This window comes from Streptomyces sp. NPDC007264, from assembly GCF_042869095.1.
Lineage (GTDB): Bacteria > Actinomycetota > Actinomycetes > Streptomycetales > Streptomycetaceae > Streptomyces.
This window is the reverse complement of record NZ_JBIAFD010000018.1, coordinates 84,918-111,339: the sequence shown is the minus strand read 5'-3', so window position 1 is coordinate 111,339 and position 26,422 is coordinate 84,918. Positions and strand designations below refer to the sequence as shown.

Genomic DNA, 26,422 nt, shown 5'->3' with positions numbered 1-26,422 from the left:
GGCGGCCCAACTCCCGTGATCCGTCCGGCCGCAGCGGATCCGGATCGGTTACTTGATCTTCGCCAGCCGCGAGGTCGGGTTCCCGGCGTCCGGGTTGTCGGACGTGTACTTGAGGTCGGCGCCGACCGGCGTCAGCCGGATCTCGTGCCGTCCCGTCGTGCACGTCGACGGGTTGGACTTCCTGGCCACGCTGGAGGCGACGAGCTGCCGGTCCGAGGCCCGCTTCAGGAAGAGCACGTCGTCGCAGACGCCGCCGAGCGGGTCGGTGGACCTGAAGGTGCCCATCTCCTGGCCCACGTCCGCCCGGTGGACGGTGACGCGGAAGGTGCCCGCGGGCAGCGTGCCGCCGAGCGCGAGGCCGTCGCCCTCCCATGTGCCGAGATACGCGGCGGGCACGGCGGAATCCCCGGCACCGGGATCGCCCGAACCGCTGGTGAGCCCCGGGGAGGGGGCACCCGCCGCGTCGCCCTTGCCCGCACCGCCCTTGCCCAGCGGCCCGAAGAGGAAGGCCGACCCGACCGTCACGGCGGCCAGCGCTCCCGCCACCGCCAGCGCGACCGTGCAGCTGACCCGCCTGCCACGGCCGTTCGCGCCCGGCGCGGAGGTCGCGGCGACGCTCACGGACAGCTTCCCCGGCGGGCCCTGCACGTCCCGCGGGGCCGGCTCCGCGCCGGGCCGGGGCGGCCGGTGGGCGGGGGCCGTCGCGGGGGCGCCCAGGCCCGGCGGCGGACCGAAGACCCCGGCGGGCGGCGGGCCGAAGACACCGGGCCCCGGTGGGACGTGGACGCCCGCGGACCCCGCGGACCCCGCGGGCCCACCGGCCGCCGGAACGCCGGGCACCGGTGCGTCCGGCGCCGGGACGTCAGGCGACGCGGGGCGCGCCACCGGGACGTCAGGCGACGCGGGGCGCGCCACGGGGACGTCAGGCGCCAGGGGGCTCGACACCAGGGGGTGCGCCACCGGGGCGTCGGACACCGGGACCTCGGACGACGCGGGGTACGACACCGGGGCGTCAGGCACCGGGGTGCCAGGCGACGCGGGGCGCGACACCGAGGCGTCAGGCGCCAGGGGGCTCGACACCGGGGCGTCGGACACCGGCGCACCGGATGCGGACGGTTCGCCGAACGAGGGGCTGCTGAAGCCCACCGGGCCGGACGGCGGTGCCTGGGCGGGCTCCAGGTTCAGCAGTTGGACGGCCTTGCGGCTGACCTGCTCCACCAGGGGGCCCGGCAGCCAGCCCCCGGTCACCAGGGGGGCCGCGCCCCTCGGCGCGAGCCGTCGGGCCACCTCCGCCGGTGTGGGGCGCCCGGCCGGGTCCTTGGCCAGGCACGCGGTCACCAGGGCCCGCAGCTCACCGTCCAGCCCACCGAGTTCGGGCTCCTCGTGGACCACCTTGTACAGCAGCGCCGCGGACGAGTCGCCGCGGAAGGGGGACTCGCCGGTCGCCGCGTAGGCCAGCACCGCGCCCAGGGAGAAGACGTCCGCCGCGCCGGTGACGCCCCTCCCGGTGATCTGCTCGGGCGACATGTAGCCGGGCGAACCGATGGAGACGCCGGTGGAGGTGAGCGACGCCGTGCCGTCCGTGGCGCGCGCGATGCCGAAGTCGATCAGGAGCGGGCCGTCGAGGGTCAGCAGCACGTTCGACGGCTTCACGTCCCGGTGGACGAGGCCCAGCCCGTGCACCGCCGTCAGCGCCTCCGCGAGGCCGGCGCCCAGGACCCGTACCGAGTGCGCGGGCAGCGGGCCGACGTCCCCGACGGCCGCGGCCAGCGAGGGCCCGGCCGCGTACCCGGTCGCGACCCACGGCACCGATGCCTCCGGGTCCGCGTCCAGGACGGGCGCGGTCCAGGCGCCGCCCACGCGCCGCGCGGCTTCCACCTCGCGGCGGAAACGGGCACGGAACTCCTCGTCGAGCGCGAAGTGCGGATGCACGACCTTGACCGCGACCGTGCGCCCGCCCGCGCTGCGCCCGAGGTAGACGCGGCCCATTCCCCCGGAGCCCAGCCGGCCGAGCAGCCGGTAGGGCCCCACGACGGTGGGTTCACCGGCTTCGAGCGGCTGCATGGCCTCCACCCCTCCCCCGTACGACTCCCCAGCAGCGTAGTGCCCCGTGCGCTGCGTGCCCGCGCCCCGGGGCGCGGGCGCGGAGCACGGGCACGGAGCACGGGCACGGAGCGCGGCCGCCTACCGCTCCAGCAGCTTCACCTGCACGTCCGCGGGAAAGCCCGTGGTCGGCCCCACCCGCCGGGCGAACTCGGCGACCGCCGCCAGCTGCGGGCCCCCGAAGCGGAAGTCGAGCGTCGTGAAGTACTGCTCCAGGACCTTCTCGTCGAACGCCTCCCAGCGCGACGCCTGCTCCGCGACCTTGCCCACCTCCTCCAGGGAGAGGTTGCGGGAGGCCAGGAACGCCTCGTGCACCGTGCGGGTGATGACGGGCTCGCGCTCCAGGTAGTCACGGCGCGCCGCCCAGACGGCGAAGACGAACGGCAGGCCCGTCCACTCCTTCCACAGCGCACCGAGGTCGTGCACGGCGAGGCCGTAGCGCGGCCCGTCGAGGAGGTTGGCGCGCAGGGCGGCGTCGCCGATCAGCACCGCGGCCTCGGCCTCCTGCATCATCAGGCTGAGATCGGGCGGGCAGGTGTAGTAGTCGGGGCTCACCCCGTACCGGTCGGCGAGCAGCAGCTGGGCGAGGCGTACGGAGGTCCGGGAGGTCGAGCCGAGGGCGACCCGGGCGCCGTCCAGCCGGTCCAGCGGGACCTGCGAGACGATCACGCAGGACATCACCGGGCCGTCGCAGCCGACCGCGATGTCGGGGAAGGCGACCAGTTCGTCGGCGTGCTTGAGGAACTCGACCAGGGTGATCGGCCCGATGTCGAGGTCGCCCTGCACGAGCTTCTCGCTGAGCTTCTCGGGGGTGTCCTTGGTCAGCTCGAAGTCCAGGAGCGTCCCGGTTCTCGCGAGCCCCCAGTACAGGGGCAGGCAGTTCAGGAACTGGATGTGGCCCACGCGCGGCCGGGTGCGAGAATTGTCCACATCGCGAGACTAGACCCCGTGCGCTACCACGCTCGGCCCAGGGTCCGCAGGCGGCTTCGGAGACCCCCCGGCCGATCCGTGTCAACCCCTATGACTAGAATGCGCCACAGCAACGTCAACCCACGTCGGGAACCCTTCAAACATCAAGGTGACGTGATCTTGACCTCTGTTGCTTTCGGCTGCCCGCGTGCTAGGCTCGCCGCAAGTTGCAGTTTGGTTTCCTTGCAGTACAGAGCCTGCGGAGCATGTGACCGCGGGCTCTCGTCGTTTTCAGAGGCATGCAGTTGTGCGGCGTTCAAGTTTTCACACTTGCAGGTTCTGGAGCAGGGCAACCCTTTGGGCCCAAGGAGGGCTTATGGCTACCGGAACCGTGAAGTGGTTCAACGCCGAAAAGGGCTTTGGCTTCATCGCCCAGGAAGGCGGCGGCCCCGACGTCTTCGTCCACTACTCCGCGATCAACGCGAACGGCTTCCGCTCGCTCGAGGAGAACCAGCAGGTGAGCTTCGACGTGACCCAGGGCCCGAAGGGCCCGCAGGCGGAGAACGTCACCGCCATCTGAGTCTTCGTCTCGGAGTTGCAGGTCTTCGGTTCCAGGTCGTCGGCTCGATGAGTCCGATGCAGTGATCCGGAACGGACAGCAGTACCCAAGGAGCCCCGCGCGCCACCCGGCGCAAGGGGCTCCTGCTTTTTCCCGGGCGCCCCGCCGCCCTACCAGGTCACGGGCAGCTCCAGCGGGAAACGCCGGATGGTCTCCGTGTCCCAGCGCACCTCGTCCGGCGCCACCGCCAGCCGCAGCCCGGGGAACCGCTCCAGCAGCCGCCCGACGGCCACTTCCAGCTCCGCCATGGCCAGGGGCACGGCGATGCACCGGTGTCCGCCCCAGCCGAAGGTCATGTGCGGCACGGGCGGCCGGTCCGGGTCGATGACGTCCGGGTCCGGGTAGCGCCCTGGGTCCCGGTTGGCCGTCAGGTACGAGACGTGGACGAAGTCGCCCGCCCGGATCCGCGCCCCGCCGAGCTCCACGTCCTCCAACGCGATCCGGGGGATGCCCACCCCCTTGCGGAAGGGGATGTAGCGGAGCAGTTCGTTCAGCACGTCGGTCAGGGTCTCCGGCCGGTTCCTGAGGTGCTCCATGAGGCCGGGGCGGGTCAGCAGCAGATAGCAGATGTCGCTGATCTGGCAGGTGGCCGTGTCCTGACCGCTGAGCGTCAGCGTCAGCGCCATGACGGCCAGCTCCTGGTCGTCGAGCACGTCCTCGCCCTCCCGGGCGGCGGCCAGCGCGCTGATCAGATCGGTGCCCGGGGAGCGCCGCCGCTGTTCGACCAGTTCGCCGAAGTACGCCCGCAGCTCGGCCTTGGCGTTGGCGGCGGCGGCGCGGCTGTCGGGTCCGGTGGACAGCAACTGGTGCATGTACCGCTGCATCCGGGGCCAGTCGTCCTGCTCGATCCCGAGGAGGTCGAAGACGGTGTGCTGCGGGAGCGGGTCGGAGAGGTGGTGCACCAGGTCCGCGGGCGGGCCCTGCGCGGCCATCCCGTCGAGCAGGGTGTCCGCGAGCCGGATGATCGTCCGCCGCATCCGCTCGACGTGCCGTTTGGTGAACGCCTGCGACGCCAGGTGCCGCAGGCGGCTGCTGTGCGGCGGGTCCAGCACGTTGATCGACTCGGGCGAGACGATCGGTTCCGGTGTCAGCCGCGGATAGTCGGATCCGATGATCGCCGCCCGGCTGAACCGCTGGTCGGTGGTCACCTGCCGCACCTCGTCGAACCCGGTGACCAGCCAGGCGTCGGCGTCGCCGTACGGCAGCCGGATCCGGGTCGGGGAGTCGCGGGCCATGAGCGCCGCGAGCGAGGGATCGAACTCCAGGCCCTCGCTGAAGTCGAAGGGGCACTTGACTGCTTCGCTGCTCGATGTCATCGCGCGGTTCTCCGTATCCAGCCGTCGGTCAGCCCGCGTCGGCCGGCGCCACCGGCACCACATGGGTGGCGTCCACCGCGGCGCGCAGTCCCCGGGCGAGCCCGACGGCGTCGCCGACGGCCCAGAAGTGGGTGAAGAACAGGCGGGGTTCGTCCCGCAGACCGTGGTGGTGCACCTCGACGAGTTCGGCCCCCGCACGGCGCAGGGCCCCGAGGACGTCCTGGACCTCGTCGGCGACCATGACGCAGTCGCCGCTGACCGCGGCCCGACCGCCACCCAGCGGCTGGAAGTTGATCGCGGTGGTCGATCCGAGGCCCGAGGGCAGGATCCGGCCGCCGTCGGTGACGGTCTCGCGTCGGGCGAAGATGCTCTTGTAGACCCCGTCGTCGACGACGCCCCGGACACCCATCGCGGCATCGATGCCGGCGGTGTCCAGATCGAGGGGCCGCGCCGGCGCGGGAGGCGACGGGGGCGGGGTGCCGGTGCGGTCGAACGCCGCGCGCAGGCCGCGGGCGATGACCGCCGGGTCGTGACCGTGCGCGTGGACGTGGACCCACCAGATGTCGGGGAACTGGGAGAGCAGATGCTTGTGGAGCGCGGTCTGCTCGATCCCGTGCTCGTACAGGGCGTCACCGAACGGCTGCAGTTCGCGTTCCGTGACCACCACGTCGCCCATCAGCAGCGTGGCGCCGTCGGAGTACCGGACGAAGGAGACGTGCGATCCCAGGGCCAGCGCGGGCTTGATCATGACGCCGCGGGAGATCACCACGAGGTCCCGGCGCGGGAGGCCCGTGTGGTACATCACGCGCTTCATCTCGCCCTGGCGGCCCAGCACGTCGGCCACGGCGGTCCAGTCCGACAGCGTGGTGGGCATCGGTACGGCCGGCACCCGGCCGGTCCCCTTCGCCGTCGCCGCGGCGGCCGCGGCGCCGGCCGGGGCCGCCACGGCCGGCACGGGAGCCAGGCCCATCGCGGCCAGCACCCGCCGGCGTGACGCACCCCCTCGTGACGGGGTGCCGCGTGCTCCGTCCTCAGCCATCATCTGCGCCTCCTGGCGAGATGGAAGCACGGCGGATCACGGACTCCGGGGCATCGCCACCGCTGCCGGGGCCGGCTGGGCTAAGCAGTCGCTCGCGATCGGGTGAGGGCGCCCCGGGGCCCAGGCCCTGTCGTTCGGATCACCCCGCCGACCCGAGCGGGATGGCGCCGGGGCCCACAGCCGGCCCGATCCGAACGGCAGGGCCTAACCCGCGTACAGCCCCGCCACCTGACGGGCGAAGTCCCGCATGATCAGATCCCGGCGCAGCTTCATCGACGGCGTCAGATGCCCGGCCTCCTCGGTGAAGTCGACGGGCAGGACCGCGAAGCGCCGGATGGACTCGGGGCGGGAGACCATCTTGTTGGCCTCGTCCACCGCGCGCTGCAGGACCGCGCGCACCTCCTCGTCGTCCACCAGGAGTTCCATCGGCACGGGATGACTGCCGTTCATCCGGCGCCAGTGGGTGATGCCCTCCGGGTCCAGGGTGATGAGGGCGGAGACGTAGGGGCGGCCGTCGCCGACGACGATGCACTGGGAGATCAGGGGGTGGGAGCGCAGCCAGTTCTCCAGGGGAGCGGGGGCCACGTTCTTCCCGCCGGCCGTGATCAGGATCTCCTTCTTGCGGCCCGTGATCGTCAGATAGCCCTCGTCGTCCAGGCGGCCGATGTCACCCGTCGGGAACCAGCCGTCGGTGGACGCCGGGACGACTCCGCCCGCGTGCGGGTCCCAGTAGCCGCGGAACACCTGCCCCCCGGACAGCAGTACCTCGCCGTCCGCCGCGATACGGACCTTCGTGCCGGGCAGGGGCCAGCCCACCGTGCCCAGACGGGGTCTGAGCGGCGGTGTGACGGTGGCCGCGCCGGTCGACTCCGTCAGGCCGTAGCCCTCGTAGATCTCGATGCCCGCGCCCGCGTAGAAGGCGGCCAGGTCGCGGCCCAACGGAGAGCCGCCGCAGATGACATGGCGGACCCTGCCGCCCAGAGCGCCCCGGATACGGCGGTACAGGAGCGGGTCGTAGCAGGCGCGGGCGGCCCTCAGGGCACGGCCCGGGCCGGGACCCGTGCCGTGCCGCCGGGCCTCCAGCGCCTCGCCGTAGCGCCGGGCCACACCTGCCGCGCGATCGAACAGCGCCCCCCGCCCGCCGCGTTCGGCCGTCGCCCGGGCGTTGTTGTACACCTTCTCCAGCATGTACGGGATGGCCAGCAGGAAGGTGGGTCTGAAGGCCGCCAGATCGGCCAGCAGGTCCTGCGCCGCCATGCTCGGCGCGTGGCCCAGGCGTACCCGCGCGCGCACGCAGGCGATGGCCACCATGCGGCCGAAGACGTGCGACAGCGGCAGGAACAGGAGCGTGGAGGGCTCGCCGCCCGTCCGGGACCTGAACACCGGGTAGAGGAGTTCGACGGCGTTGTCGACCTCCGCCAGGAAATTGCCGTGCGTCAGCACACAGCCCTTGGGACGGCCCGTCGTGCCCGAGGTGTAGACGAGGGTGGCCGGCGTGTCCGGGCCCAGTACGCCGCGGCGCACGGCCACCTCCTGGTCCGGGACCTGTCCGCCCACTTCCGCGAGCCGCTCGACGTGCCCCTTCTCCATCACCCACAGGTGGCGCAGGTCGGGCAGACGGCTGCGTTCCGGGCCGAGGGCCGCCGCCTGGCCGGCCGTCTCCGTCACCAGGGCGACCGCGCCCGAGTCCTGGAGGATCCAGCGGGTCTGGAAGAGGGAGGAGGTCGGGTAGACGGGCACCGTCACCAGGCCGGCCGCCCAGGCCGCGAAGTCGAGGAGCGTCCACTCGTACGTCGTGCGCGCCATGATCGCGATCCGGTCGCCCGGCACCAGGCCCTCGGCGATCAGGCCCTTCGCCACGGCCAGTACCTGGTCGGCGAACTGCGCCGCCGTCACGTCCGTCCACCCGCCGTCCGGGCCGCGTCGGCTGAGGACCCGGTGGCCGGGCGCCGCGCTCGCGTTCTCGAACGGCAGGTCGGCGAGTGAGCCATGGGTCACGGGCGGCACCAGCGGGGGTACGGACGCCTCCCGCACCTCACCGCCCAGCCGCCGCGTCTCCGGTTCCACGAACACCGGCCCGCCGTCGTGGTCGAGATCGGCCGGGGAGACGGGGACGGGCGCGGACGAGTACGAGATGGGCATGGGCGGCTCCTGGGGCCTGAGGCTGTGCACCGCTTCGCTGCACGAGGTACGCGCCGTGCGCACCGAGACGGTCGCCGACGGCGCGCGACTCGGTGTTACCGCCGGTTATCTACAGGATCGTACGGGCCTCCCATGGGGAGAATGTGTGGATTTATGGAGGATTCGGGGCCGGGGCTGTGGACTCTCCTCCCCACGTCCGTCAGGCGCGTTCCAGGATCGCCGTCACGCCCTGGCCCCCGGCCGCGCAGATCGAGATCAGGCCGCGGCCGGGGGCGTCCCGTTCGGCGAGCAGCTTGGCGAGCGTGGCCACCATCCGAGCGCCCGTCGCCGCGAAGGGATGACCGGTGGCCAGGGACGATCCGGCCACGTTCAGCCGGGCGCGGTCCACCGGGGCCAGGCCGCGCTTGTCCCAGGCCGCGAGCGTCGCCAGCACCTGGGAGGCGAACGCCTCGTGGACCTCGACGAAGTCGAAATCCGTCATGTCGAGCCCCGCCTTCTCCAGCAGGCGCGGGACCGCGTACGCCGGGGCCATCAGCAGGCAGTCCTCGCCGCCCGCCACGTCCCCGCCGACGAAGTCGACGGCCGCCGTCTCGTGGGCCGTCAGATACGCCAGCGGTTCCAGGCCCCGGCGCCGGGCCCATTCCTCGCTCGCCAGCAGGACGACCGCGGCGCCGTCCGTGAGCGGGGTCGAGTTGCCCGCCGCCATGGTCGGATCGGGGCCGTCGGTGCCGAACACCGGCCTGAGGGCGGCCCAGTTTCTCCGGCGTCGAGTCCGGGCGGAGGTTCTGGTCGCGCTCCAGCCCCCGGAAGGGCACCACCAGGTCCGACAGGAAGCCCCGCTCGTACGCCGCCGCCAACCGCCGGTGGCTGGTCGCCGCCAGTTCGTCCTGGGCCTCGCGGGATAGGGGCCTCCCCTGCTCGAACGTAGTTGAGAGCTTGGGGAACCCCCAGGCGCGGGCCGTCACGGCGGCGTGCTCGCCCATGGACAGGCCGGTGCGCGGCTCGGCGTTGCGCGGGATGTCGGGGATGAGATGGCGCGGGCGGACCGCCGCAAGGGCCCGCAGCCGGGCGCCGGTGGTCTTCGCGCGCCGGGCCTCCAGGAGGATGCGGCGCAGCGCGTCGTCGACCCCCAGGGGCGCGTCGCTCGCCGTGTCCGCGCCGCCCGCGATCGCGGACTCCGTCCGGCCCAGGGCGATCTTGTCGGCGGCGGTGATCACGGCCTGCAGGCCGGTGCCGCGCGCCTGCTGGATGTCGTAGGCGGGGGTGCGGGGATCCAGCCGCGACCCCAGCACGGTCTCGCGGGCGAGGTTGAAGTCGCGGCTGTGCTTGAGCACCGCCCCGGCGACGAACTCGCCGACCGCGCCGGGGGCCCGGAGTCCGTGGCGCTCGACCAGGGCGTCCACGGCCGCGGTCAGCATCTCCTGGTCGGAGGCCGTGGCGTAGGGGCCGTCGGAGCGGGCGAAGGGGATGCGGCTGCCGCCGACGACGGCGACGGTGGGGGTCCCCCCTGCTCGAACGGAGTTGAGAGCTTGGGGGAGCACCTCTCCGATGTGGAGGGGGTTGCTCATCTCGACCTGCTCCTCACCCGTGACATAGGCTTACCCCCGGTAACCTTACTCCAGAGTAAAGAAACGAACCAGCTGGGAGTCACGCCATGGCCGACCGCTACCTGCGCTTCACGGGGACCGCTCCCGGTCGTTTCCTCACCCGGCGGCTCGGGCTGCCGCAGCCCGTGGCCCTGCGCCGCTGGTCGGCCGAGCGGCCCACGCTGGACGGCCCGCTGCTGCACCTGACCGCGGGCAAGTCGGAGCTCGCCCTCGCCCCCGTCCTGGCCCGCACGGGTGTCGCGGCCGGCGACGGCCGGCCGGCCGCGGTCGTCCTCGACGCCACGGGCGTCCGGGACGTCGACGGGCTCGCCGAGGTGCACGCCGCGCTGCATCCCGTCGTGCGCTCGGTCGCCGACAGCGGGCGGGTGGTGGTCCTGGGCGCGCCGCTCGATCCCGCCGACCACCACCAGGCGGCCGCCCAGCAGGGCCTGGAGGGGTTCACGCGCTCGCTCGGCAAGGAGATCGGGCGCGGGAGGACCGTGACGCTGGTACGGCTCACCGACGCGCGGGCGGCGGAGTCGACGCTGCGGTTCCTGCTCTCGCCCAGGTCCGCGTACGTGAGCGGGCAGGTCATCGAGGTCGCCGGCGGCCCGGCGCAGCCGCCGGAGGACTGGGGCCGGCCGCTCGCCGGGCGGACCGCGCTCGTGACGGGGGCCGCGCGCGGCATCGGCGAGGCGGTCGCCGCGACGCTGGCGCGGGACGGGGCGCACGTGGTGTGCCTCGACGTGCCGGCCGCGGAGGCGGAACTGCGGCGGACGGCCGAACGCCTCGGCGCGAGCACCCTGGCGCTGGACATCACGGCGGCCGACGCGGGCGCGCGGATCGCCGAGGCGCTGCCCGGCGGACTGGACGTCCTCGTCCACAACGCCGGGATCACCCGGGACCGGCGACTGGCCAACATGGCGGCGGACCGGTGGGGCGCGGTGCTCGACGTGAACCTCGGGAGCGTGCTGCGCACCACGGACGTGCTGCTCTCGCGCGGGGTGCTCGGTTCCGGGGGGCGGATCGTGGCCACCGCGTCGATCTCCGGGATCGCCGGGAACGCGGGCCAGACGAACTACGCGACGAGCAAGGCGGGCGTGATCGGGCTCGTGCGGTCGCTCGCGCCGCGTGCGCTCGCCGAGCACGGGGTGACGGTGAACGCGGTCGCGCCCGGGTTCATCGAGACGAAGATGACGGCCGCGGTCCCGCTGTTCATCCGGGAGGCCGGGCGGCGGATGAACTCCCTGGGACAGGGCGGACACCCGGTGGACGTGGCGGAGACGACGGCCTGGCTGGCCGGCCCCGCCTCGGGCGCCGTGAACGGGCAGGTCGTGCGCGTGTGCGGCCAGAGCCTGCTGGGGGCGTAGACCATGACCACCGCCAGCCACCAGATCGTGCTGCCCGGCTCCCCCTCCCTCGCTCCGCTCCTCGCCCTGGGCGCGCTGCGCTCGCCGTTCAAGCGCCCCCGGCCCGGCGCCGCCCCGCCCCGCACCCTCCTCGTCCTGCCCGGCGTCCGCATCGACCTCGCCCGTCTCGCCGCCTACGAGCGCGTCTGCGGCTTCCCCACCGGCGTCGACGCGCTCCCGCTCACCTACCCGCACGTCCTCGGCTTTCCGCTGGCCATGCGGATCATGGCGAGCCGGGAGTTCCCCCTGCCCCTGCTCGGGCTCGTCCACACCTCCATCGAGATCACCCAGCGGGAGGCGCTCGCCCCCACCGACGCCTACGAACTCACCGTGGGCGTGCGGGAACTGGCGCCCCACCGGCGCGGCACCGAGGCGGTCGTCGTCACCGAGGCCCGGACCGGGGGCCGGCTGGTCTGGGAGTCGAGCAGCACCTACCTGGCGCGGCATCGCACCCCCGCGGACCCCGCCGGGGCGCCGCCCGGCGCCGACATCCGCACCGCACTTCCCGCGCGCGCCGAATGGCGGCTCGGCGAGGACGTCGGGCGGCGGTACGCGGCCGTCTCCGGGGACCGCAACCCCATCCACCTGCACCCCCTCACGGCCCGCCTCTTCGGCTTCCCCCGCGCCATCGCGCACGGCATGTGGACCGTGGCCCGGTGTCTGGCGGAGCAGCCGGCCCGCGCAGCCGTCCGAATGCGGGCCGATTTCAAGGCGCCCGTCCTGCTGCCGGGCACCGTGACCTACGCCGCCGACGCCGGGCGCTTCGAACTGCGCGGCGGGGACAGACCGCACCTCACCGGCGACCTGCGGCCCCCGGCGGGCTGAATCCACAGGTCGTCCCCACCCCGCCCTCCTCGGCGGTGCCCCCTAGGCCCTGTCGTCACATTCCCGTCTGCCGTGCGACGCCATGCACGCTCCCCCAAGCTCTTCGAGCAGGGGGCACCCCCACTCGCCGCCCCGGGCCCGGACCCAAGTACATCCAGTACGTGGGTCAGGGCCCAGTACGCCGAGAGCACGCTCCCCCACTCTCGGCTCCGCTCGAGCGGGGGGACCCCCACGACGCCGCGCGGCCCGCCCTTCGGGCGGACGACGCGAATGTGACGACAGGGCCTAGGGTTCGCTGTCGTGGTCGGGCGGCGACCAGGGGTGGCCCTCCATGAGGTTGCCCAGGCCGGCCCAGGCGAAGTTCATCAGGGTGGCGGCGGCCTGCCGGGCGGAGACGCCGGGGTTGGTGTTGGCCCAGTCGGCGAGCGACTCGGCGGCGCCGACCAGGGCCTCGGCGAGCCCGGCGACCTCCCGCTCGGGCAGGTCCGGATCCCGGTGCGCCTGCCGGGCCGCCACCACGATGAGGTGCGTCACGAACGCGACGATCTCCTCGCGCATCGCGGCGACCTCGGCGGCGAAGGGCTCCGGGTGCGTACGGGCCTGGAGGTGCAGGACCGCCCAGGCGTCCGGGTTGCGGGCGGTGTGCGTGAAGAACGCGCACAGCCCTTCCCACAGTTGCCGGTCGGCGCCGAGCCCGGGCCGGACACCGGTGCGCACGGCCTCGATGAGCGCGGCGGCCTCGCGGCGGATGCAGGCGGTGAAAAGGTCTTCCTTGGAGTTCAGGTACAGGTACACCAACGGCTTGGACACACCGGCGAGTTCGGCGATCTCGTCCATGGACGCGGCCATGTAGCCGCGCTGGCCGAAGGTCTTCACGGCAGCGTCCAGCATCTGCTGCTCACGGACCGCGCGCGGCATCCGCCTGGTCTTCACGGAACCCATGCGGGCAAGCCTACGGTCGGCCCGCTCCGGTACGGGCCGAGGTTACGAAGTCTGTCCCTGCGCCCGCGCCGCGTCGTCCGCCGTGTCCTCCTGCTCGCGGTTCGCCTGGAGGTTGGCCTTCATCCGGTCGACCCGCTGCACGATCCGCTCGGACGCCCGGTCCCGCTCCCTGCGGAGCACCACGAAGCTGATGGGGGCCGAGATCACCAGGGCGAGCAGCACGACCCACAGGCCGTTGGAGTCGCCGAGGCCGCGCGGGGCGAGGCCCGAGTAGACGAGGCCCCAGACGACCACGAGGCTGCCCGCGAAGATACCGAGGCGCATCAGCGTGTAGCGGAGCATCCCAAACCACTCTTCCGTTCCGAACATTGCCAAAGGGCACGGCACGTCCAGTGAAGCACGCTCGGCACCCGATCTTGCAGGGGGGTGGCCGCCCCTCACCCGAGCGGCAGCAGCATCGTGATGTCGTCGCGGTCGTCCCCCGGCGCCACCCGGATCGCGCCGGGCACCCGTCCGACCTCCTTGTAGCCGCAGGAGGCGTAGAACCGCTCCAGGCCGGCGCCGCCCCGGCAGGTGAGCCGTATCGCCTCCACGCCCCCGATACGGCGGGCCGCGTCCGCGCCAGCGGACATCAGGTCCCGGCCGTACCCCTTGCCCTGGTGCCGCGGGTGCACCATCACCGTGTAGAGCCACAGCCAGTGCGTCATCAGCCGGTGCGTGTTCGCGGTGAGGAACGCGGTCGCGGCCACCCGCCGCTCCTCGTCGTACCCGACCAGCAGCCGGGTGCGGCCCTCGCTCATCGCGACCAGGTGCTTCACCAGCTCCGGGCGGACGGCCTGCGGCGTCACCGGGGGCACGAACCCGACGGCCCCGCCCGCGTTGGACACGTCCGCCCACAGGTCGAGGACGCCGTCCCGCAGGGCAGGGGTGACGGCCGGATCGAGCTCGAAGGTGAGGGGCACGGGCTCACACCCGCATGGGCTGCGGCTCGTCCCGGCGCGCCGGGTCCGGCCCCTCGTACTCTCGGATGATCTCGTACCGCGTGTTGCGCTCCACCGGCCGGAAGCCGGCGTCGCGGATCAGGTCGAGCAGGTCCTCGCGGGTCAGCTTGCCGGGCGTGCCGAAGTCGTCCGCGTCGTGCGTGATCTTGTACTCGACGACCGAGCCGTCCATGTCGTCCGCACCGTGCTGCAGGGCCAGCTGCGCGGTCTGCACGCCGTGCATGACCCAGAAGACCTTGACGTGCGGGACGTTGTCGAACAGGAGGCGGGAGACCGCGAAGGTCTTCAGGGCCTCCGCGCCGGTGGCCATCGTCGTCCGCTCCTGGAGGCGGTTGCGGACCTTGCCGTCCTTCATGTCCACGAAGTCGTGCTGGTAGCGCAGCGGGATGAAGACCTGGAAGCCGCCGGTCTCGTCCTGCAGTTCACGCAGCCGCAGCACATGGTCCACCCGGTGCCGCGGCTCCTCGATGTGGCCGTACAGCATGGTGCAGGGGGTCTTCAGACCCTTCTCGTGGGCCAGCCGGTGGATGCGCGACCAGTCCTCCCAGTGGGTCCTGTGGTCGACGATGTGCTGCCGGACCTCCCAGTCGAAGATCTCCGCGCCGCCGCCGGTCAGCGACTCCAGACCCGCGTCGATCAGTTCGTCGAGGATCTCCGACGCCGACAGGCCGGAGATCGTCTCGAAGTGGTGGATCTCCGTCGCGGTGAACGCCTTCAGCGAGACGCCGGGCAGCGCCGCCTTGAGCTCGCGCAGCGACCGCGGGTAGTAGCGCCACGGCAGGTTCGGGTGCAGTCCGTTGACGATGTGCAGCTCGGTGAGGTTGTCCGGCTCCATCGCCTTGGCGAGCCGGACGGCCTCCTCGATCCGCATCGTGTACGCGTCCTTCTCCCCCGGCTTGCGCTGGAAGGAGCAGTAGGCGCAGGACGCGGTGCACACGTTCGTCATGTTGAGGTGCCGGTTGACGTTGAAGTGGACCACGTCGCCGTTCTTGCGGGTGCGCACCTCGTGCGCGAGGCCGCCGAGCCAGGCGAGGTCGTCCGACTCGTACAGGGCGACACCGTCCTCACGGGTCAGCCGCTCACCGGCCCGGACCTTGTCCTCCAGCTCGCGCTTGAGCCCGACGTCCATGCTTGTGCCTCTCCCTCCGGACGAACCGTGCCCACCGTACCTTCCGCCCCCGGGGCGGAAGACGCCCCCGTACGGCGCCGCGCGCCTATCGGGGCTCTTCCGGGAGTTCGCCCACGCGGTTCTCCCACTTCGTGGAGAGCACGATCGTGGTCCGTGTGCGGGAGACGCCCTTGGTGCCGGACAGCCGGCGGATGGTCTTCTCCAGGCCGTCCACGTCGGTCGAGCGCACCTTGAGCATGAACGAGTCGTCGCCGGCGATGAACCAGCAGTCCTCGATCTCCTGGAGGTCCTTGAGGCGGCGGGCCACGTCCTCGTGGTCGGCGGCGTCGGAGAGCGAGATGCCGATGAGGGCGGTGACGCCGAGACCGAGGGAGGCCGCGTCGACCGTGGCGCGGTAGCCGGTGATGACGCCGGCCGCCTCCAGGCGGTTGATGCGGTCCGTGACGCTGGGTCCCGACAGGCCGACGAGGCGCCCCAGCTCCGCGTAGGAGGCCCGGCCGTTCTCCCTCAGGGCCTGGATGAGCTGCCTGTCCACCGCGTCCATGCGATTGAAGCCTTCCGCTGAAAGATCCGAAGAGTCTGAAGTGATGAGTGGTGCTGCGGGGTGCCCGGAGAACTACCCGGTTACTGTCACGACGGCCCGGCCCCACGGGTTCGGCCGCCGAGCTCCCCCTCCCAACGGCGGTAGAGCCGGTGCCGCACCCCTGCCGCGTCCAGCACGCGGCCCGCGACGAAGTCCACCAGGTCCTGGATGTGCGTCGCCCCCGCGTAGAACGCCGGCGAGGCAGGCAGCACGACCGCCCCCGCCTCGTCCAGCGCCACCAGGTGCCGGAGCGTCTGACCGCTGAGCGGGGTCTCCCGGACGGCGACCACCAGCCGCCGCCCCTCCTTGAGGGTGACGCTCGCGGCGCGCTGCAGCAGGTCCTTCGAGAGCCCCAGCGCGACCCCCGCCACACAGGCGGTGGAGGCGGGCACGATCAGCATCCCCTTCGTGGGATACGACCCCGAGGACGGCCCGGCGGCCAGGTCGACGGCGCTCCAGTACCGCACCCGCGCGATGTCCGCGTCGAACGTCCCCGGCTTGCCGTCGGCCCCCCGGGACAGCCAGGCCCGCAGGTCGTCCTGCCAGTGCCCGTCCCGGAAGGAGATCCCGGTCTCGTCCAGCAGCGTCAGCCGCGAGGCGCGGGAGACGACCAGATCGACGCTCTCGCCCGCGGCGAGCAGCCCGCGCAGCACGGCGGCGGCATACGGGGTGCCGGAGGCGCCGGAGACCCCCACGATCCAAGGCGTACGCGGCGTCTCTCCTGGCTTGACTGGGTTCACGACACCGAGCCTATCCGGCACCGCGCGGGTCAACGGTGCCGGGCCGATGCCCGGAGGGGGCGGGACGAGGGCGGGGTCGTCACGCCGGACACGGACCCGGACCCGGAGTGGTCGCAGCGGGACCGCGCGAAGGCGGCGGCCGAGCTGATGGCGGGCCGGGTGGCGCGGTCTGGGGTGACACGACGCTCACGGGCCTCGCCCCCACGCAGACGCACATCAGCGGGCAGGGCCGTCGGATCGGGCTCGCGGCGGGCGTGGCGGCGGCGTTCCTGTTCCGCCGCCGGGCGGTGGGGGATGCAGTCGCCACTTCGGGAATGCCCGATCAGGCAGTGGTTGAGGCTCCGGTACAGGAAAGCGGTCTCACCGGTTCGCCGCCGACACCCCCGACGCATCCGGCTCCGCATCACCCGTGCCGGCCCCTCCGGCCTCCCCGACATCCGGTACGGGAAGGCGCAGGCCGCGCGACTCGGCGATGCGCAGGGCGTCGCCCAGGCACTCGGTGAGCCGGAGTGCCGCGTACCGCACCTCGGCGTAGGGGGACATCGGGTCGTCCAGCACCCGGCGTGCGTCCTGGAGGACCTCCACGCCCGTGGCCAGTTGCCGGACTTCCGCCGCGTCGGCGAGACGCGAGACATATCCGCCCTCCCCCTCACCGCCGGGCAGCAGATAGCACGACTTGCCTTCCGGGGACAACCAGGGCAGAAGGCGGAGCGCGGTCACCGGCTCCGGCGATTCCGTCCGCTCCATCAGGCGGCCGCCTCCCCCACGCCGATCAGGCGCCGGTCCGGTTCGATCCCGAAGTCGGCGGCCGGTACGAGCGCGGCACGGCGACGCCGAGGACGGTCCTGATCACGGACGGTGAGGTACGGGCGGACAAGGGCGGATTCGGCGCCGTCGAGGGCGAGGCCCAGCCCGTACGGAGAGCGGTGCGGCGGGAGGGGCGGGGGCGCGAGGTGCCGCGTCATGGCCGGGGCGGTGCAGCGGGGCACCGGTGACCGGTGGATCGGCCGGGGTCCCGCGCGGTGGGTTCCGGTGCCCGGCGCGAACAGAAGGCCCAGCCGGTGGGCGGCACGGTGGATAAGGTTGCGCATGTCGACGCTCCGATTCAGCGTTGGCCGCGCCCCGGGGCCCTGCCAGGCCGCCGGGGTCTTTGCTTTCTCGACTCGATCCCAGTTTGCCTTAGGAAGCATTAGGTAGCAACTAGAAGCATCCGGCTGCCTGTGGTTGTTACCTCATGTGGTGAGCTGCTACGAGGCGCCTTAGCGTGCAGTCATGGCTGATGACCGCGACTGGAGACCCGACCCGACGAGCCACGTCTACGTGTATCTCCAGGTTGTGCACCACATCGCCGAGCAGATCCGCACGGGACGTCTCCCTGTAGGAGCACGACTTCCGGCGGAACGCGACCTCGCGGAACAGTACGGCGTAGCCGTCAACACGATCCGCCGGGCCGTCCGCGAACTCCGAGACCAGGGCCTCGTCATCACCGTGCCCATCAAGGGCACCTTCGTCCGCGCCGAACAACCACCCGCCGACGCCTCGGAGAACGAGACCGCCGGCTGACGGACGGCCTCCAGGAATACGTGCAGACAATTGGCGGGTTTGAGCCACTCGAATCCATCGCGAACTGGCACTTTCCATGTGGCTGTGACCCAAACTCACCAATTCCACAGCCCAAGGCACCGCCAACACCGCTCGACACTCTTCGGACGAACGCCTCGCCCTCGCCGGACGCCAGGCACGCGGGGCGGCGTCCCGAGTGGCCGCGCACGGCAAGGCCACGGCGGAGAGCACCCGACTCCCTTACGCCGGGGCCTTGTTCATGGCGGCGTCCGCACAGTTCAGTTGCCGCCTGGCTCCAGCGGTGGCAGGCAGCGTGGCAGAGCCTTCCTAGAAGTGGCCGCCGATGAAGCCGCCGGTGGCCGTGCCGCCGCCGTAGTAGTAGTGCTGGGAGGTGCTGCTGCGGGGCTTGTACGGCCCGCCGATATAGTGCTCCCCGAAGGTTCGGTACCACCAGTGGTGCAGTGTGACGCCACCGAACTCTCGCTCGGTCTGGGCGATCGCGGCGCCGTCCCAGACGACTCGGCCGCCGTGCCGGTCACGCTGCTCGGACAGGACCCGCTGGAGCTCCCCCAGGTGCAGCCCGGACGCGCTCACAGAGACGGCTGGCTCCGGAACGTCGACGGGCTCGACGTCGTGACGGAAAACGTACAGGACGGGTCGGCCACTGTCGCCGTCCGGCAAGGACGCCCAGCCCCACAGCCGCCGTGCGGCCAGCTCCGCCCTGCGGCGATTCGCCTGCTGCCGGGCGCGCTCCTCGGCTCGCGCCATCTCGTTCTCGGCCTCGATCCCCGCGCGGATCTCCGAGCGTATGGGAGCGTACGCGGTGTCGGCCGCCCGTACGGCATCGGTGTACCGCTCCTGGGCCTGCTGCCAGGCAGCCTCGGCGCGGCGCCACTTGCCGAACGTCCAGCGCCGGGCGCGGGCCGCCCGGCCCCGAGCGGCCTCCAGCTCGACGTCGGCCTGGTCCATGGCTTCGGCGTAGACTTCGACGGCCTGCCGCCAGCGTCGTAACTCCTCTTCCGTGCAGAGTAAGGCCCCGCCCTGGGGGCTCTTCTGGTATGGATTGCGGGGGGCGAACAGCGGACCGAGCTGTTCGTCGGCGTTCAGCAGGTGCTTGGGCCGCAGCTCCTGCGCCCATGTGTAGCGGCCCACCAGTTCCGCATTCCCCTTGGACTGCACCGCCTCGGACCATGTCATCTCCATCACCTCCACAGTCGGCTCACTCCAGCGTGCGCGCGGCTGTGCCGGGGAACAACGGGCCGGTCCCGCCGTTTTCACCTGGACGAGTCTGTCCAGATACGTTCAGCGGAACCGCGAATGCGACGCGCAGTAGCCGTAGTTCGCACATCCCGCCGACTCCGACCGCTTGACGTGGGACGGGACATCCCGCACGGCACCGGCGTCGAGTCGGCGCTCCATACCGTGTCGTGCCAGAAGTCCGGGTCCTTCGCCAACATCCGGATCACCCGCTTGATCTGCGGCAGCGAGGCCCGCACCAGCCGGCGTGCGTTGTCCGGTCCCGCGGCGGCGAGGGCGGTGGCCCGCAGCAGCGTCGTCTTGCCGGATCCGTTCCGCCCCGCGAGAACAGTCCATCCGGCGTAGGAGCCGTCTGGCCGTGCGAGACCGAGCACGGCGTCGCGGTCGCCGTGGAACGATCTGATGTTCCGCACACAGATCCGGCTCACATACATCGGGGGCGTCTTCCTGTAGGTCGGGCGCCCACCATCACCGAGCGCACTCTACGGGCTCTGCGGGCCGGCACCGCCCGCGCCGACGCCTACACCGTCAGGCCCCGAGCCAGGAGATCGAGAAGGGCGCACACGAACAGGGCGATGCCGATGAACCCGTTGACGCTGAAGAACGCCCGGTCGAGCCGGCTGAGGTCGTGGGGCCGGACGATCGTGTGCTCGTAGGCGAAGGCGCTCGCCACGATCAGCAGGCCCAGCCAGAAGAAGCCGCCCGCCCCGGTGGCGACGCCGTACCAGACGAACAGCGCCGTCGTGACGGCATGGCAGACACGGGCGCCCCGGACGGCGGCCGGGACGCCGAAGCGGGCCGGCACCGACATCACCCCCGTCGCCCGGTCCGTGTCCACGTCCTGGCAGGCGTAGATGAGGTCGAAGCCGCCGATCCAGATGCCGACGGCGAGGCCGAGGATCACCGCGTCCCAGGACCACGCGCCGCTGATCGCCAGCCAGCCGCCGACGGGCCCCATCGCCTGGGCGAGGCCCAGGATGGCCTGCGGGAAGTTCGTGAACCGCTTGCCGTACGGGTACACCACCATCGGGATCACCGCGATGGGGGCGAGCGCCAGGCACAGCGGGTTGAGCAGGGCCGCCGCGCCGAGGAAGAAGACCAGCGCGATCAGCGCACCGGTCCACGCGTGGCGCACCGTCATCGCGCCGGTGACCAGCTCGCGGTGGGCCGTGCGCGGGTTGCGGGCGTCGATCTCGCGGTCGATGATCCGGTTCGCCGCCATGGCGAAGGTGCGCAGGCCCACCATGGCGACGGTCACGAGCAGCAGCCGGCCCCACTGGATGTTCCGGTCCTGCTGGTACATCGCGGTCAGCGCGGCGATGTAGGCGAAGGGCAGGGCGAAGACGGAGTGCTCGATCATCACCAGGCGCAGGAACGCCTTGGTGCGTCCTGGCTGCGGGATCGCGGCGGAGGCGCTGCTCACAGGCCCGGACCATCCCCGCGTCGGCGGGGAAACCCCTTCTCCGCCCTGCCTGCTGCCAGCATGTCGGTAGGCATCACAGCCCGTACTCCTTCCAGCGTCGCGTCACCCGTTCGGATGTCTCCGGGTCGGACAGCACCATGTCGGGCCAGCCGCCGTCCCTCGTGTAGCCCTCCTCGGGCCACTTCTTCGTCGCGTCGATGCCCGCCTTGCCGCCCCAGAACTGCTGGTACGAGGCGTGGTCGAGATGGTCGACGGGACCTTCCACGACCGTGAGGTCGCGGGCGTAGTCCGTGTTGCCCAGGGCGCGCCAGGCGACCTCGTGCAGATCGTGCACGTCGCAGTCGGAGTCGACGACCACGATCAGCTTCGTCAGGGACATCATGTGGGCGCCCCAGACGGCGTGCATCACCTTCTGCGCGTGCTTGGGGTACTTCTTGTCGATCGACACGATCGCGCAGTTGTGGAAGCCGCCGGCCTCGGGCAGGTGGTAGTCCACGATGTCCGGGACGATGATCTTGAGAAGCGGCAGGAAGAAGCGCTCGGTCGCCCGGCCGAGGGGCCCGTCCTCCGTCGGGGGGCGGCCCACGACGATCGACTGGAGCAGGGGGCGCCGGCGCATGGTGACGCAGTCGATCGTCAGCGCCGGGAAGGGCTCCTGCGGGGTGTAGAAGCCGGTGTGGTCGCCGAAGGGGCCCTCGGGGAGCATCTCTCCGGGCTCCAGCCAGCCCTCCAGGACGACCTCGGCATGGGCCGGTACCTGGAGCGGGACCGTCCTGCAGTCGACCATCTCGATCCGCTTGCCCGCGATGAACCCGGCGAAGAGGTACTCGTCGATGTCACCGGGAAGCGGTGCGGTGGAGGCGTACGTCACCGCCGGCGGGCACCCGAAGGCGATGGCGACCGGCAGCTTCTCCCCGCGTCGTGCCGCCACCTGGTAGTGGTTGCGGCTGTCCTTGTGGATCTGCCAGTGCATGCCGATGGTGCGCTTGTCGTGGCGCTGGAGGCGGTACAGCCCGAGGTTGCGGATCCCGGTCTCGGGGTCCCTGGTGTGCGTGAGCCCGAGGTTGAAGAAGGAGCCGCCGTCCTGGGGCCAGGTGAACAGGGCGGGGAGCCGGTCGAGGTCGACCTCGTCGCCGCGCAGCACGACCTCCTGCACGGGTGCGTTGTCGGACTTGACCTTCCTGGGCGGTACATGGGTCATCGCGCCGAGCTTCCCGAACGCCTCGCGCACGCCGACGAACCCGTGCGGCAGCTCGGGCCTGAGCAGTCCGCCGATCTTGTCGGAGATCTCGCCGTACGACGTCAGGCCGAGCGCCTTGAGGAGGCGGCGGTCGGTGCCGAAGACGTTCATGGCGAGGGGCATCGCGGAGCCGCGCACGTTCTCGAAGAGCAGCGCGGGACCGCCGGACTTCTGCACGCGGTCGACGATCTCCCCGACCTCCAGACACGGGTCGACCTCGGCTTTGATGCGCTTGAGATCCCCTTCGCGCTCCAGCGCCCGGAGCAGGGACCGAAGATCGTCGTAGGCCATGCGTTCCAGTATCGGGCAAGGGCTAACCTGGCCCCGTCACCGGGGCCGTCCCATGCCCCGTCACCGTCTGCTGGGGGATCGCACCACCATGTTCCGGTATCTGCCCTATCTGCTGGTCCTGGCGCTGTGGATCTACGCCTTCATCGACTGCCTGAACACCCCCGAGGAAGAGGTGCGGGGGCTGCCCAAGGTGGTCTGGGTCATCATCATCCTGCTCTTCGGCGAGGTCCTGGTCGGCCCCATCGCCTGGCTCGTCGTCGGCAAGGTGCGCCACGCCCCCTCCGGGGGAGGCGCCACGCCTTCCGAGTGGCACCGCAACCACCGCACGGCCTGGGTCGCGCCCGACGACAACCCCGAGTTCCTGCGGTCGTTGAAGGAGGAGAACAAGAAGGACGAGGCGCTCCTGAAGGACTGGGAGGCCGACCTGCGGCGGCGCGAGGACGAGTTGCGGCGCCGCGAGCAGGACGAGGACCCGAAGGGCGAATGAGCCCTCCCCGCGCGCCGGGCCAGCGCGCGGCGGACTCGGTCGATCACATGCGGGCGGGCCGCGGAACGCATTCGTGACCCAACGGACACCACGCGCCCTGGTACGAATCAACGTCCCCTTTTTACAGTGGTGTTGATACAACTCACAGCAGCACATCGGACCGGACCGCGCCAGGGGGAGGATGCGGTGCTCAGAGGGCTGCACGGCCGGGAACCGCTGTTCGACACCGATCCGCCCGGTCTCGCTGCACGGCTCGTGGGTCTGCGCCCGTACCAGCTGCGGTCCACCCCGTACGAGCACGGGGACGACCTGCCGTTCGTGGTGTTCGCGGGCGGGCGCGGCCTCGGCAAGAGTGCGCTGCTCGCAGAGGTGCGGGCCGCCTACCAGGGACGCACGCCCGTCGCGCTGATCGACGGCGAGGAGACCCAGTTCGCCGGGCCGCCGGCGGAGCGGCCCGGCGGGGCGTGGTCGCCGGTCGCGCAGGGGCTCACCACGGTGGCCGAACAGCTCGCCGAACCCGTAACCGGCGCGCGGCGGATCGGTTTCCCCCGGCTCGTGTCCGGGCTGCTGGCCGTGGCGGCGGGCGGCTGGAACAGCCGGGACCTGCCGCGTCTGCGGCACGAGGCCGAGCGGATCCTGCTGCTGAACGACCCCCGGTCCTTCCTCGACGGGTTCGCGGGGCGCTGGGTGAGCAAGGTGATCGCCAAGCTCATCGTCTCCATGTCGAGCACCGGGCCCGCCGTCGAGCCGATCATCGAGGCGACGCTGGAAGCCTTCGGCGAAGGGGTCTCGCCCACCCACCGCCGGCTGCGGAGAGCCGCCGCCTGGTACCGCGACTACCCGAACGCGGGCGGCAACCCCAAACTGGGGCTCATCCTGCTCTCCGGGCACTTCCGGGCCGGCGGCGACTCCCGTACCCACGCCGAGCGCCATCTCGTGCGCGCGCTGCTCGCCGACCTCGACGACGCCTACGCGGGCGTCGTGCGGCGCTCCCACCGGCCCGGCCGCCCGGTCGTGCTGATCGACAACGTGCAGGAACCCGCCGGGCGCGGCCTCATGGAGGCCGTGCTGCGCGACCGCGCGGACGGCATCGGGGACCGGGTGGTCTTCTTCTCGGCGCTGCGCGGATACGCGCTCCCGGCGCTGCGCAACGCGGGCCGCCGCACCCTGGCCGAGGTCGCCCGCGGCACCGGCTGGGAACCGGGCGCCTCCCCGTCCTCCCGGGCGCTGGTCGTCTCGCTGCCGCCGCTGACGCCCGACCACACCCTGCACCTCGTGGGGGCCGTGTGCCGGGGCCTGGAGGTACCGCCCCAGCTCCCGCACGCCACCCACCGGTTGACCGGCGGCAGCCCGCTCGGTGTCACCCTGCTCGCCGAGTCCGCCCGGCAGAACCTGCCCCGCGGCGCCACCTCCCTCGGCGCGCTGCTCACCCGTGACGTCGCCCTCCACGCCGATCACACCGGCCGCCCCGCCCACCAGGAGCTGCTGGACCGGCTGGTGCCCGGCGGCCGGCTCGACGAGCTGACCGTGCTCGCCGCCGCCCACGACCGGGACTCCGCGCTGGCGCTCGCGCGGGAACACCTCCCGGAGGACTTCGGCGCGGCCGGGGTGCTCGGTCTGGAGGAGCGGCTCGCCGAGGAGGGATGGCCCACGGCGGAGGGGCAGTTCGTCGGCGATCCGTTCCTGCGGACGCTGCTCCTGCTGCGGCTGCACCACCTCGACGCCGGCCACGAGCGGTGGACGGCGGCCCACCGCACCCTCGTCGACCACTACGGCGAGCGGGACACCGCGGACGCCGCCCGCTACCGCCTGCACCACGAACTCGCCCTCGGCCGGACGGACCTCGCGGTCGCCCGGCTGCGCGACACCTTCCCGGGCGCCGACGTCGGCGACTGGCTGGGGTCGCTCGTGTTCATCGCCTCCGCGTCCTACTACCACGCGCACGACGCCGAGGGCCGCGACGTGGGCGGCCCCGACCACCGGGCCGCGGTCGCGCTGGGGCGCACGGACGCGGCTCAGCGGCCGCCGGAGGGCGCGGACGCCGTGCTGCACCTGCGGGTACGGCGCCTGCTGCACGCGGTGTGGCAGCTGACCGATCCGCTGGTCCTGCCCGACCCGGAGGTGGCCGAGCGGCTGCGCTTCGAACTTGAGCAGTTGTCGAATCTGCGGCCGGGGGGCACCGCCCTGCTGTGGCGCGCGTCGCGGGACTGGCCGTCGGACGCGCTGGCCGGCCGGCCGCTGCGCGTTCCGGACGACGAGGACGGGGGCCGGTGATGGCCGGACGGCTGTGGAGATGGCTGCGCGAGGACGTGTGGGAGATCCCGTTCCGCCGGTATGCGGCGCTGCTGCTCGCCGCGGTGCTCACGGCCGCCGCCGTGTGGGGCGGGCTGCGGCTGGGCGAGCAGGACCGGTCCTGCGCCGAGGGGGTGGTCCGTCCCGGGGACAGCGACGACTGCGTGGGCGTGTCGGCGACGGCGTACGACTTCGGGCAGCCCCGGTTCACCCGGGTCATCCGGGCGGTGGACCGGGAGAACGACCGTCTGACGGCGGGACGTTACGTCACCGTCGCGCTCTTCGAGCCGTTCACCGCGAGCGACCCGGACAGCGTCAACGACACGCTGCACGAGCTCCAGGGCGCCTATCTCGCCCAGTACCACGCCAACCACGAGGCCACCGGGGAGACCCCCGACATCCGGCTGGTGCTGGCCAACACCGGCCGCGACGGGACGTACTGGCCGGACGTGGTGGACCGGCTGACCGAGATGGCCGAGGGGCCCGACCGGCTGCGGGCGGTGACCGGCATAGGGCTGAGCACCGACAACAACAGGGCGGCCGTCAGGGAACTGACCGGCCGCGGCATCCCCGTCGTCGGCTCCTCCATCACCGCCGACAGCCTCGCCAACGGTCCCGGCGGAAAGGACCCCTTCCCGGGGCTCGCCCGCGTGGCCCCCACCAACAGCGACTCGGCCCGCGCCCTCGCGTCCTTCGCCCGGGTCTCCGCGGGCAGGGCGATGCTGGTGTACGACAGGCCCGGCGACCCGTACACCCGTACCCTGCAGAGCGCCTTCGAGAGGCTGACGGCCGGATCGCCCTACCAGCCGCAGCCGTTCAGCCCGCCCGCGGACCGCACCCAGGAGGGCACGACGGCGAACCAGTTCCGGCAGATCACCCAGCTGGTGTGCGACACCCCGAAGACCACGGACACGATCCTGTTCGCCGGCCGGCACACCCAACTGCGGCAGTTCGTCAACGCGTTGGGGGCACGCGGCTGCATGGACCACCGGCTGACGCTGCTCACGGGCGACGAGGGCTCGTACCTCACCGGCGACCGGCAGCTCGACCGGACGGCGCTGAACCGCAGTCTCTCCGTGCGCTACACGGCGCTGGCACATCCGGACGCGTGGAAGGGCGAGAAGGCGACGACGGGGGGCAGTCCGGCGGACGCCGCGGCCCTGGACTCGCTGATCGGCCGGAGCGGCCGGGAGCCCGTCGGGCCGATCGGCCCGGTCGTCCTGGACGACGGGCAGCTGATCATCGCCTACGACGCCATGCGGCTGGTGGTGCAGGGAGTGCGGGAGGCCACGCCGAGCGGCCGGGTGGCGCCGGCGCTGGGGGACGTCGTCAACGAGTGGTCGCTGATGAAGGGGTCGCAGCGGCTGAACGGGGCGAGCGGGTGGATCTGCCTCGACGCGCACGGCAATCCGTACGACAAGGCCGTGCCGATCGTGGAGCTGACGCCGTCGGGCGGGTCGCGGTTCGTGAGGATCGCCTGGCCGGAGGGCAAGGCGCCGGCCAGGGAGTGCCTGCCCCCCGCGTGA

The 26,422-nt window shown here is 72.4% G+C and carries 23 protein-coding genes and 3 pseudogenes; 7 read left to right on the top strand and 19 right to left on the bottom strand.

All coding sequences use genetic code 11. The annotated features are described in order from the left end of the window. Positions 1-48: 48 nt before the first annotated feature. Together ACFYMU_RS27125 and ACFYMU_RS27120 are read right to left on the bottom strand one after the other, a co-directional pair. Positions 49-2,064 (bottom strand): protein kinase, encoded by a 2,016-nt coding sequence (locus tag ACFYMU_RS27125; RefSeq protein ID WP_388378288.1) that lies wholly within the window; start codon positions 2,062-2,064, stop codon positions 49-51. 120 nt (positions 2,065-2,184) lie between these two features. Next, on the bottom strand, positions 2,185-3,033 hold the full coding sequence (locus tag ACFYMU_RS27120) for a menaquinone biosynthetic enzyme MqnA/MqnD family protein (RefSeq protein WP_388378285.1): 849 nt from the start codon (positions 3,031-3,033) through the stop codon (positions 2,185-2,187). Positions 3,034-3,388: 355 nt separating this feature from the next. On the opposite strand from ACFYMU_RS27120, the gene ACFYMU_RS27115 reads away from it, so the two are divergent. Beyond that, entirely contained in the window at positions 3,389-3,592 is a 204-nt protein-coding gene (locus ACFYMU_RS27115) for a cold-shock protein (protein ID WP_043442843.1), read from the top strand. A gap of 149 nt (positions 3,593-3,741) precedes the next feature. Here the strand turns inward: ACFYMU_RS27115 and ACFYMU_RS27110 are convergent, their stop codons facing one another. The 4 genes and pseudogenes from ACFYMU_RS27110 to ACFYMU_RS27095 all read right to left on the bottom strand — a co-directional run bounded on the left by ACFYMU_RS27110 (position 3,742) and on the right by ACFYMU_RS27095 (position 9,669). Further along, positions 3,742-4,947: a cytochrome P450 gene (locus ACFYMU_RS27110; RefSeq protein WP_388378281.1), complete on the bottom strand. Its 1,206-nt coding sequence runs from the start codon at positions 4,945-4,947 to the stop codon at positions 3,742-3,744. A gap of 28 nt (positions 4,948-4,975) precedes the next feature. Then, the gene (locus tag ACFYMU_RS27105) at positions 4,976-5,989 is read right to left on the bottom strand and encodes a DUF1259 domain-containing protein (RefSeq protein ID WP_388378278.1); all 1,014 of its coding nucleotides are present in this window, start codon (positions 5,987-5,989) and stop codon (positions 4,976-4,978) included. Between the two features lie 201 nt (positions 5,990-6,190). Beyond that, positions 6,191-8,128 carry an AMP-dependent synthetase/ligase gene (locus ACFYMU_RS27100; protein WP_388378275.1) on the bottom strand — a complete coding sequence of 646 codons (1,938 nt, stop codon included), beginning with the start codon at positions 8,126-8,128 and terminating at the stop codon, positions 6,191-6,193. A 199-nt stretch (positions 8,129-8,327) separates the two neighbouring features. Beyond that, positions 8,328-9,669, bottom strand: a pseudogene (locus ACFYMU_RS27095) (acetyl-CoA C-acetyltransferase). A 113-nt stretch (positions 9,670-9,782) separates the two neighbouring features. On the opposite strand from ACFYMU_RS27095, the gene ACFYMU_RS27090 reads away from it, so the two are divergent. After that, entirely contained in the window at positions 9,783-11,084 is a 1,302-nt protein-coding gene (locus ACFYMU_RS27090; protein ID WP_388378271.1) for a 3-oxoacyl-ACP reductase, read from the top strand. 3 nt (positions 11,085-11,087) lie between these two features. Continuing rightward, on the top strand, positions 11,088-11,948 hold the full coding sequence (locus tag ACFYMU_RS27085; RefSeq protein WP_388378268.1) for a MaoC family dehydratase: 861 nt from the start codon (positions 11,088-11,090) through the stop codon (positions 11,946-11,948). A gap of 285 nt (positions 11,949-12,233) precedes the next feature. On the opposite strand, the gene ACFYMU_RS27080 is transcribed toward ACFYMU_RS27085, so the two are convergent. The 8 genes from ACFYMU_RS27080 to ACFYMU_RS27045 all read right to left on the bottom strand — a co-directional run bounded on the left by ACFYMU_RS27080 (position 12,234) and on the right by ACFYMU_RS27045 (position 17,434). Next, on the bottom strand, positions 12,234-12,890 hold the full coding sequence (locus ACFYMU_RS27080; RefSeq protein WP_388378265.1) for a TetR/AcrR family transcriptional regulator: 657 nt from the start codon (positions 12,888-12,890) through the stop codon (positions 12,234-12,236). 42 nt (positions 12,891-12,932) lie between these two features. Continuing rightward, complete coding sequence (locus ACFYMU_RS27075; protein ID WP_388378413.1) at positions 12,933-13,232, bottom strand: DUF4229 domain-containing protein; 300 nt, start codon at positions 13,230-13,232, stop codon at positions 12,933-12,935. Positions 13,233-13,327: 95 nt separating this feature from the next. Next, positions 13,328-13,852 carry a GNAT family N-acetyltransferase gene (locus ACFYMU_RS27070; protein ID WP_388378262.1) on the bottom strand — a complete coding sequence of 175 codons (525 nt, stop codon included), beginning with the start codon at positions 13,850-13,852 and terminating at the stop codon, positions 13,328-13,330. 4 nt (positions 13,853-13,856) lie between these two features. Beyond that, positions 13,857-15,020: an aminofutalosine synthase MqnE gene (mqnE, locus tag ACFYMU_RS27065; protein ID WP_388378259.1), complete on the bottom strand. Its 1,164-nt coding sequence runs from the start codon at positions 15,018-15,020 to the stop codon at positions 13,857-13,859. An 85-nt stretch (positions 15,021-15,105) separates the two neighbouring features. Further along, a complete protein-coding gene (locus ACFYMU_RS27060) occupies positions 15,106-15,564 on the bottom strand; it encodes an Lrp/AsnC family transcriptional regulator (RefSeq protein ID WP_388378256.1) in 459 nt (152 codons plus the stop codon). Positions 15,565-15,650: 86 nt separating this feature from the next. Next, a complete protein-coding gene (locus tag ACFYMU_RS27055) occupies positions 15,651-16,343 on the bottom strand; it encodes a UbiX family flavin prenyltransferase (protein ID WP_388378253.1) in 693 nt (230 codons plus the stop codon). 360 nt (positions 16,344-16,703) lie between these two features. Then, complete coding sequence (locus ACFYMU_RS27050; protein ID WP_388378250.1) at positions 16,704-17,090, bottom strand: hypothetical protein; 387 nt, start codon at positions 17,088-17,090, stop codon at positions 16,704-16,706. Further along, the gene (locus ACFYMU_RS27045; RefSeq protein ID WP_388378247.1) at positions 17,090-17,434 is read right to left on the bottom strand and encodes a hypothetical protein; all 345 of its coding nucleotides are present in this window, start codon (positions 17,432-17,434) and stop codon (positions 17,090-17,092) included. The genes ACFYMU_RS27050 and ACFYMU_RS27045 overlap by 1 nt, the downstream gene beginning before the upstream one ends. A gap of 181 nt (positions 17,435-17,615) precedes the next feature. Between ACFYMU_RS27045 and ACFYMU_RS27040 the strand changes: the two genes are divergently transcribed. Continuing rightward, positions 17,616-17,906 carry a GntR family transcriptional regulator gene (locus ACFYMU_RS27040; protein WP_388378244.1) on the top strand — a complete coding sequence of 97 codons (291 nt, stop codon included), beginning with the start codon at positions 17,616-17,618 and terminating at the stop codon, positions 17,904-17,906. 327 nt (positions 17,907-18,233) lie between these two features. Here the strand turns inward: ACFYMU_RS27040 and ACFYMU_RS27035 are convergent, their stop codons facing one another. The 5 genes and pseudogenes from ACFYMU_RS27035 to ACFYMU_RS27015 form a co-directional block, all read right to left on the bottom strand. Beyond that, a complete protein-coding gene (locus ACFYMU_RS27035; protein ID WP_388378241.1) occupies positions 18,234-19,103 on the bottom strand; it encodes a hypothetical protein in 870 nt (289 codons plus the stop codon). A 111-nt stretch (positions 19,104-19,214) separates the two neighbouring features. Beyond that, positions 19,215-19,402: pseudogene (locus tag ACFYMU_RS27030) on the bottom strand (IS982 family transposase); the annotation flags it as partial. Between the two features lie 33 nt (positions 19,403-19,435). Continuing rightward, positions 19,436-19,597 (bottom strand): annotated as a pseudogene (locus tag ACFYMU_RS27025) (AAA family ATPase); the annotation flags it as partial. A gap of 86 nt (positions 19,598-19,683) precedes the next feature. Then, positions 19,684-20,586, bottom strand: coding sequence for a menaquinone biosynthesis prenyltransferase MqnP (gene mqnP / locus ACFYMU_RS27020; protein WP_388378238.1), 903 nt, complete (start codon positions 20,584-20,586; stop codon positions 19,684-19,686). A gap of 73 nt (positions 20,587-20,659) precedes the next feature. Beyond that, positions 20,660-22,117, bottom strand: a complete 1,458-nt coding sequence (locus ACFYMU_RS27015) for a menaquinone biosynthesis decarboxylase (RefSeq protein ID WP_388378235.1) — start codon at positions 22,115-22,117, stop codon at positions 20,660-20,662. A gap of 88 nt (positions 22,118-22,205) precedes the next feature. Here ACFYMU_RS27015 and ACFYMU_RS27010 point away from each other — a divergent pair, with 88 nt between their 5' ends. From ACFYMU_RS27010 to ACFYMU_RS27000, 3 genes are all read left to right on the top strand, one after another. Then, the gene (locus tag ACFYMU_RS27010) at positions 22,206-22,604 is read left to right on the top strand and encodes a PLD nuclease N-terminal domain-containing protein (protein WP_388378410.1); all 399 of its coding nucleotides are present in this window, start codon (positions 22,206-22,208) and stop codon (positions 22,602-22,604) included. A gap of 186 nt (positions 22,605-22,790) precedes the next feature. Further along, positions 22,791-24,878 (top strand): hypothetical protein, encoded by a 2,088-nt coding sequence (locus ACFYMU_RS27005; protein WP_388378232.1) that lies wholly within the window; start codon positions 22,791-22,793, stop codon positions 24,876-24,878. Further along, the gene (locus tag ACFYMU_RS27000; RefSeq protein WP_388378229.1) at positions 24,878-26,422 is read left to right on the top strand and encodes an ABC transporter substrate-binding protein; all 1,545 of its coding nucleotides are present in this window, start codon (positions 24,878-24,880) and stop codon (positions 26,420-26,422) included. The genes ACFYMU_RS27005 and ACFYMU_RS27000 overlap by 1 nt, the downstream gene beginning before the upstream one ends.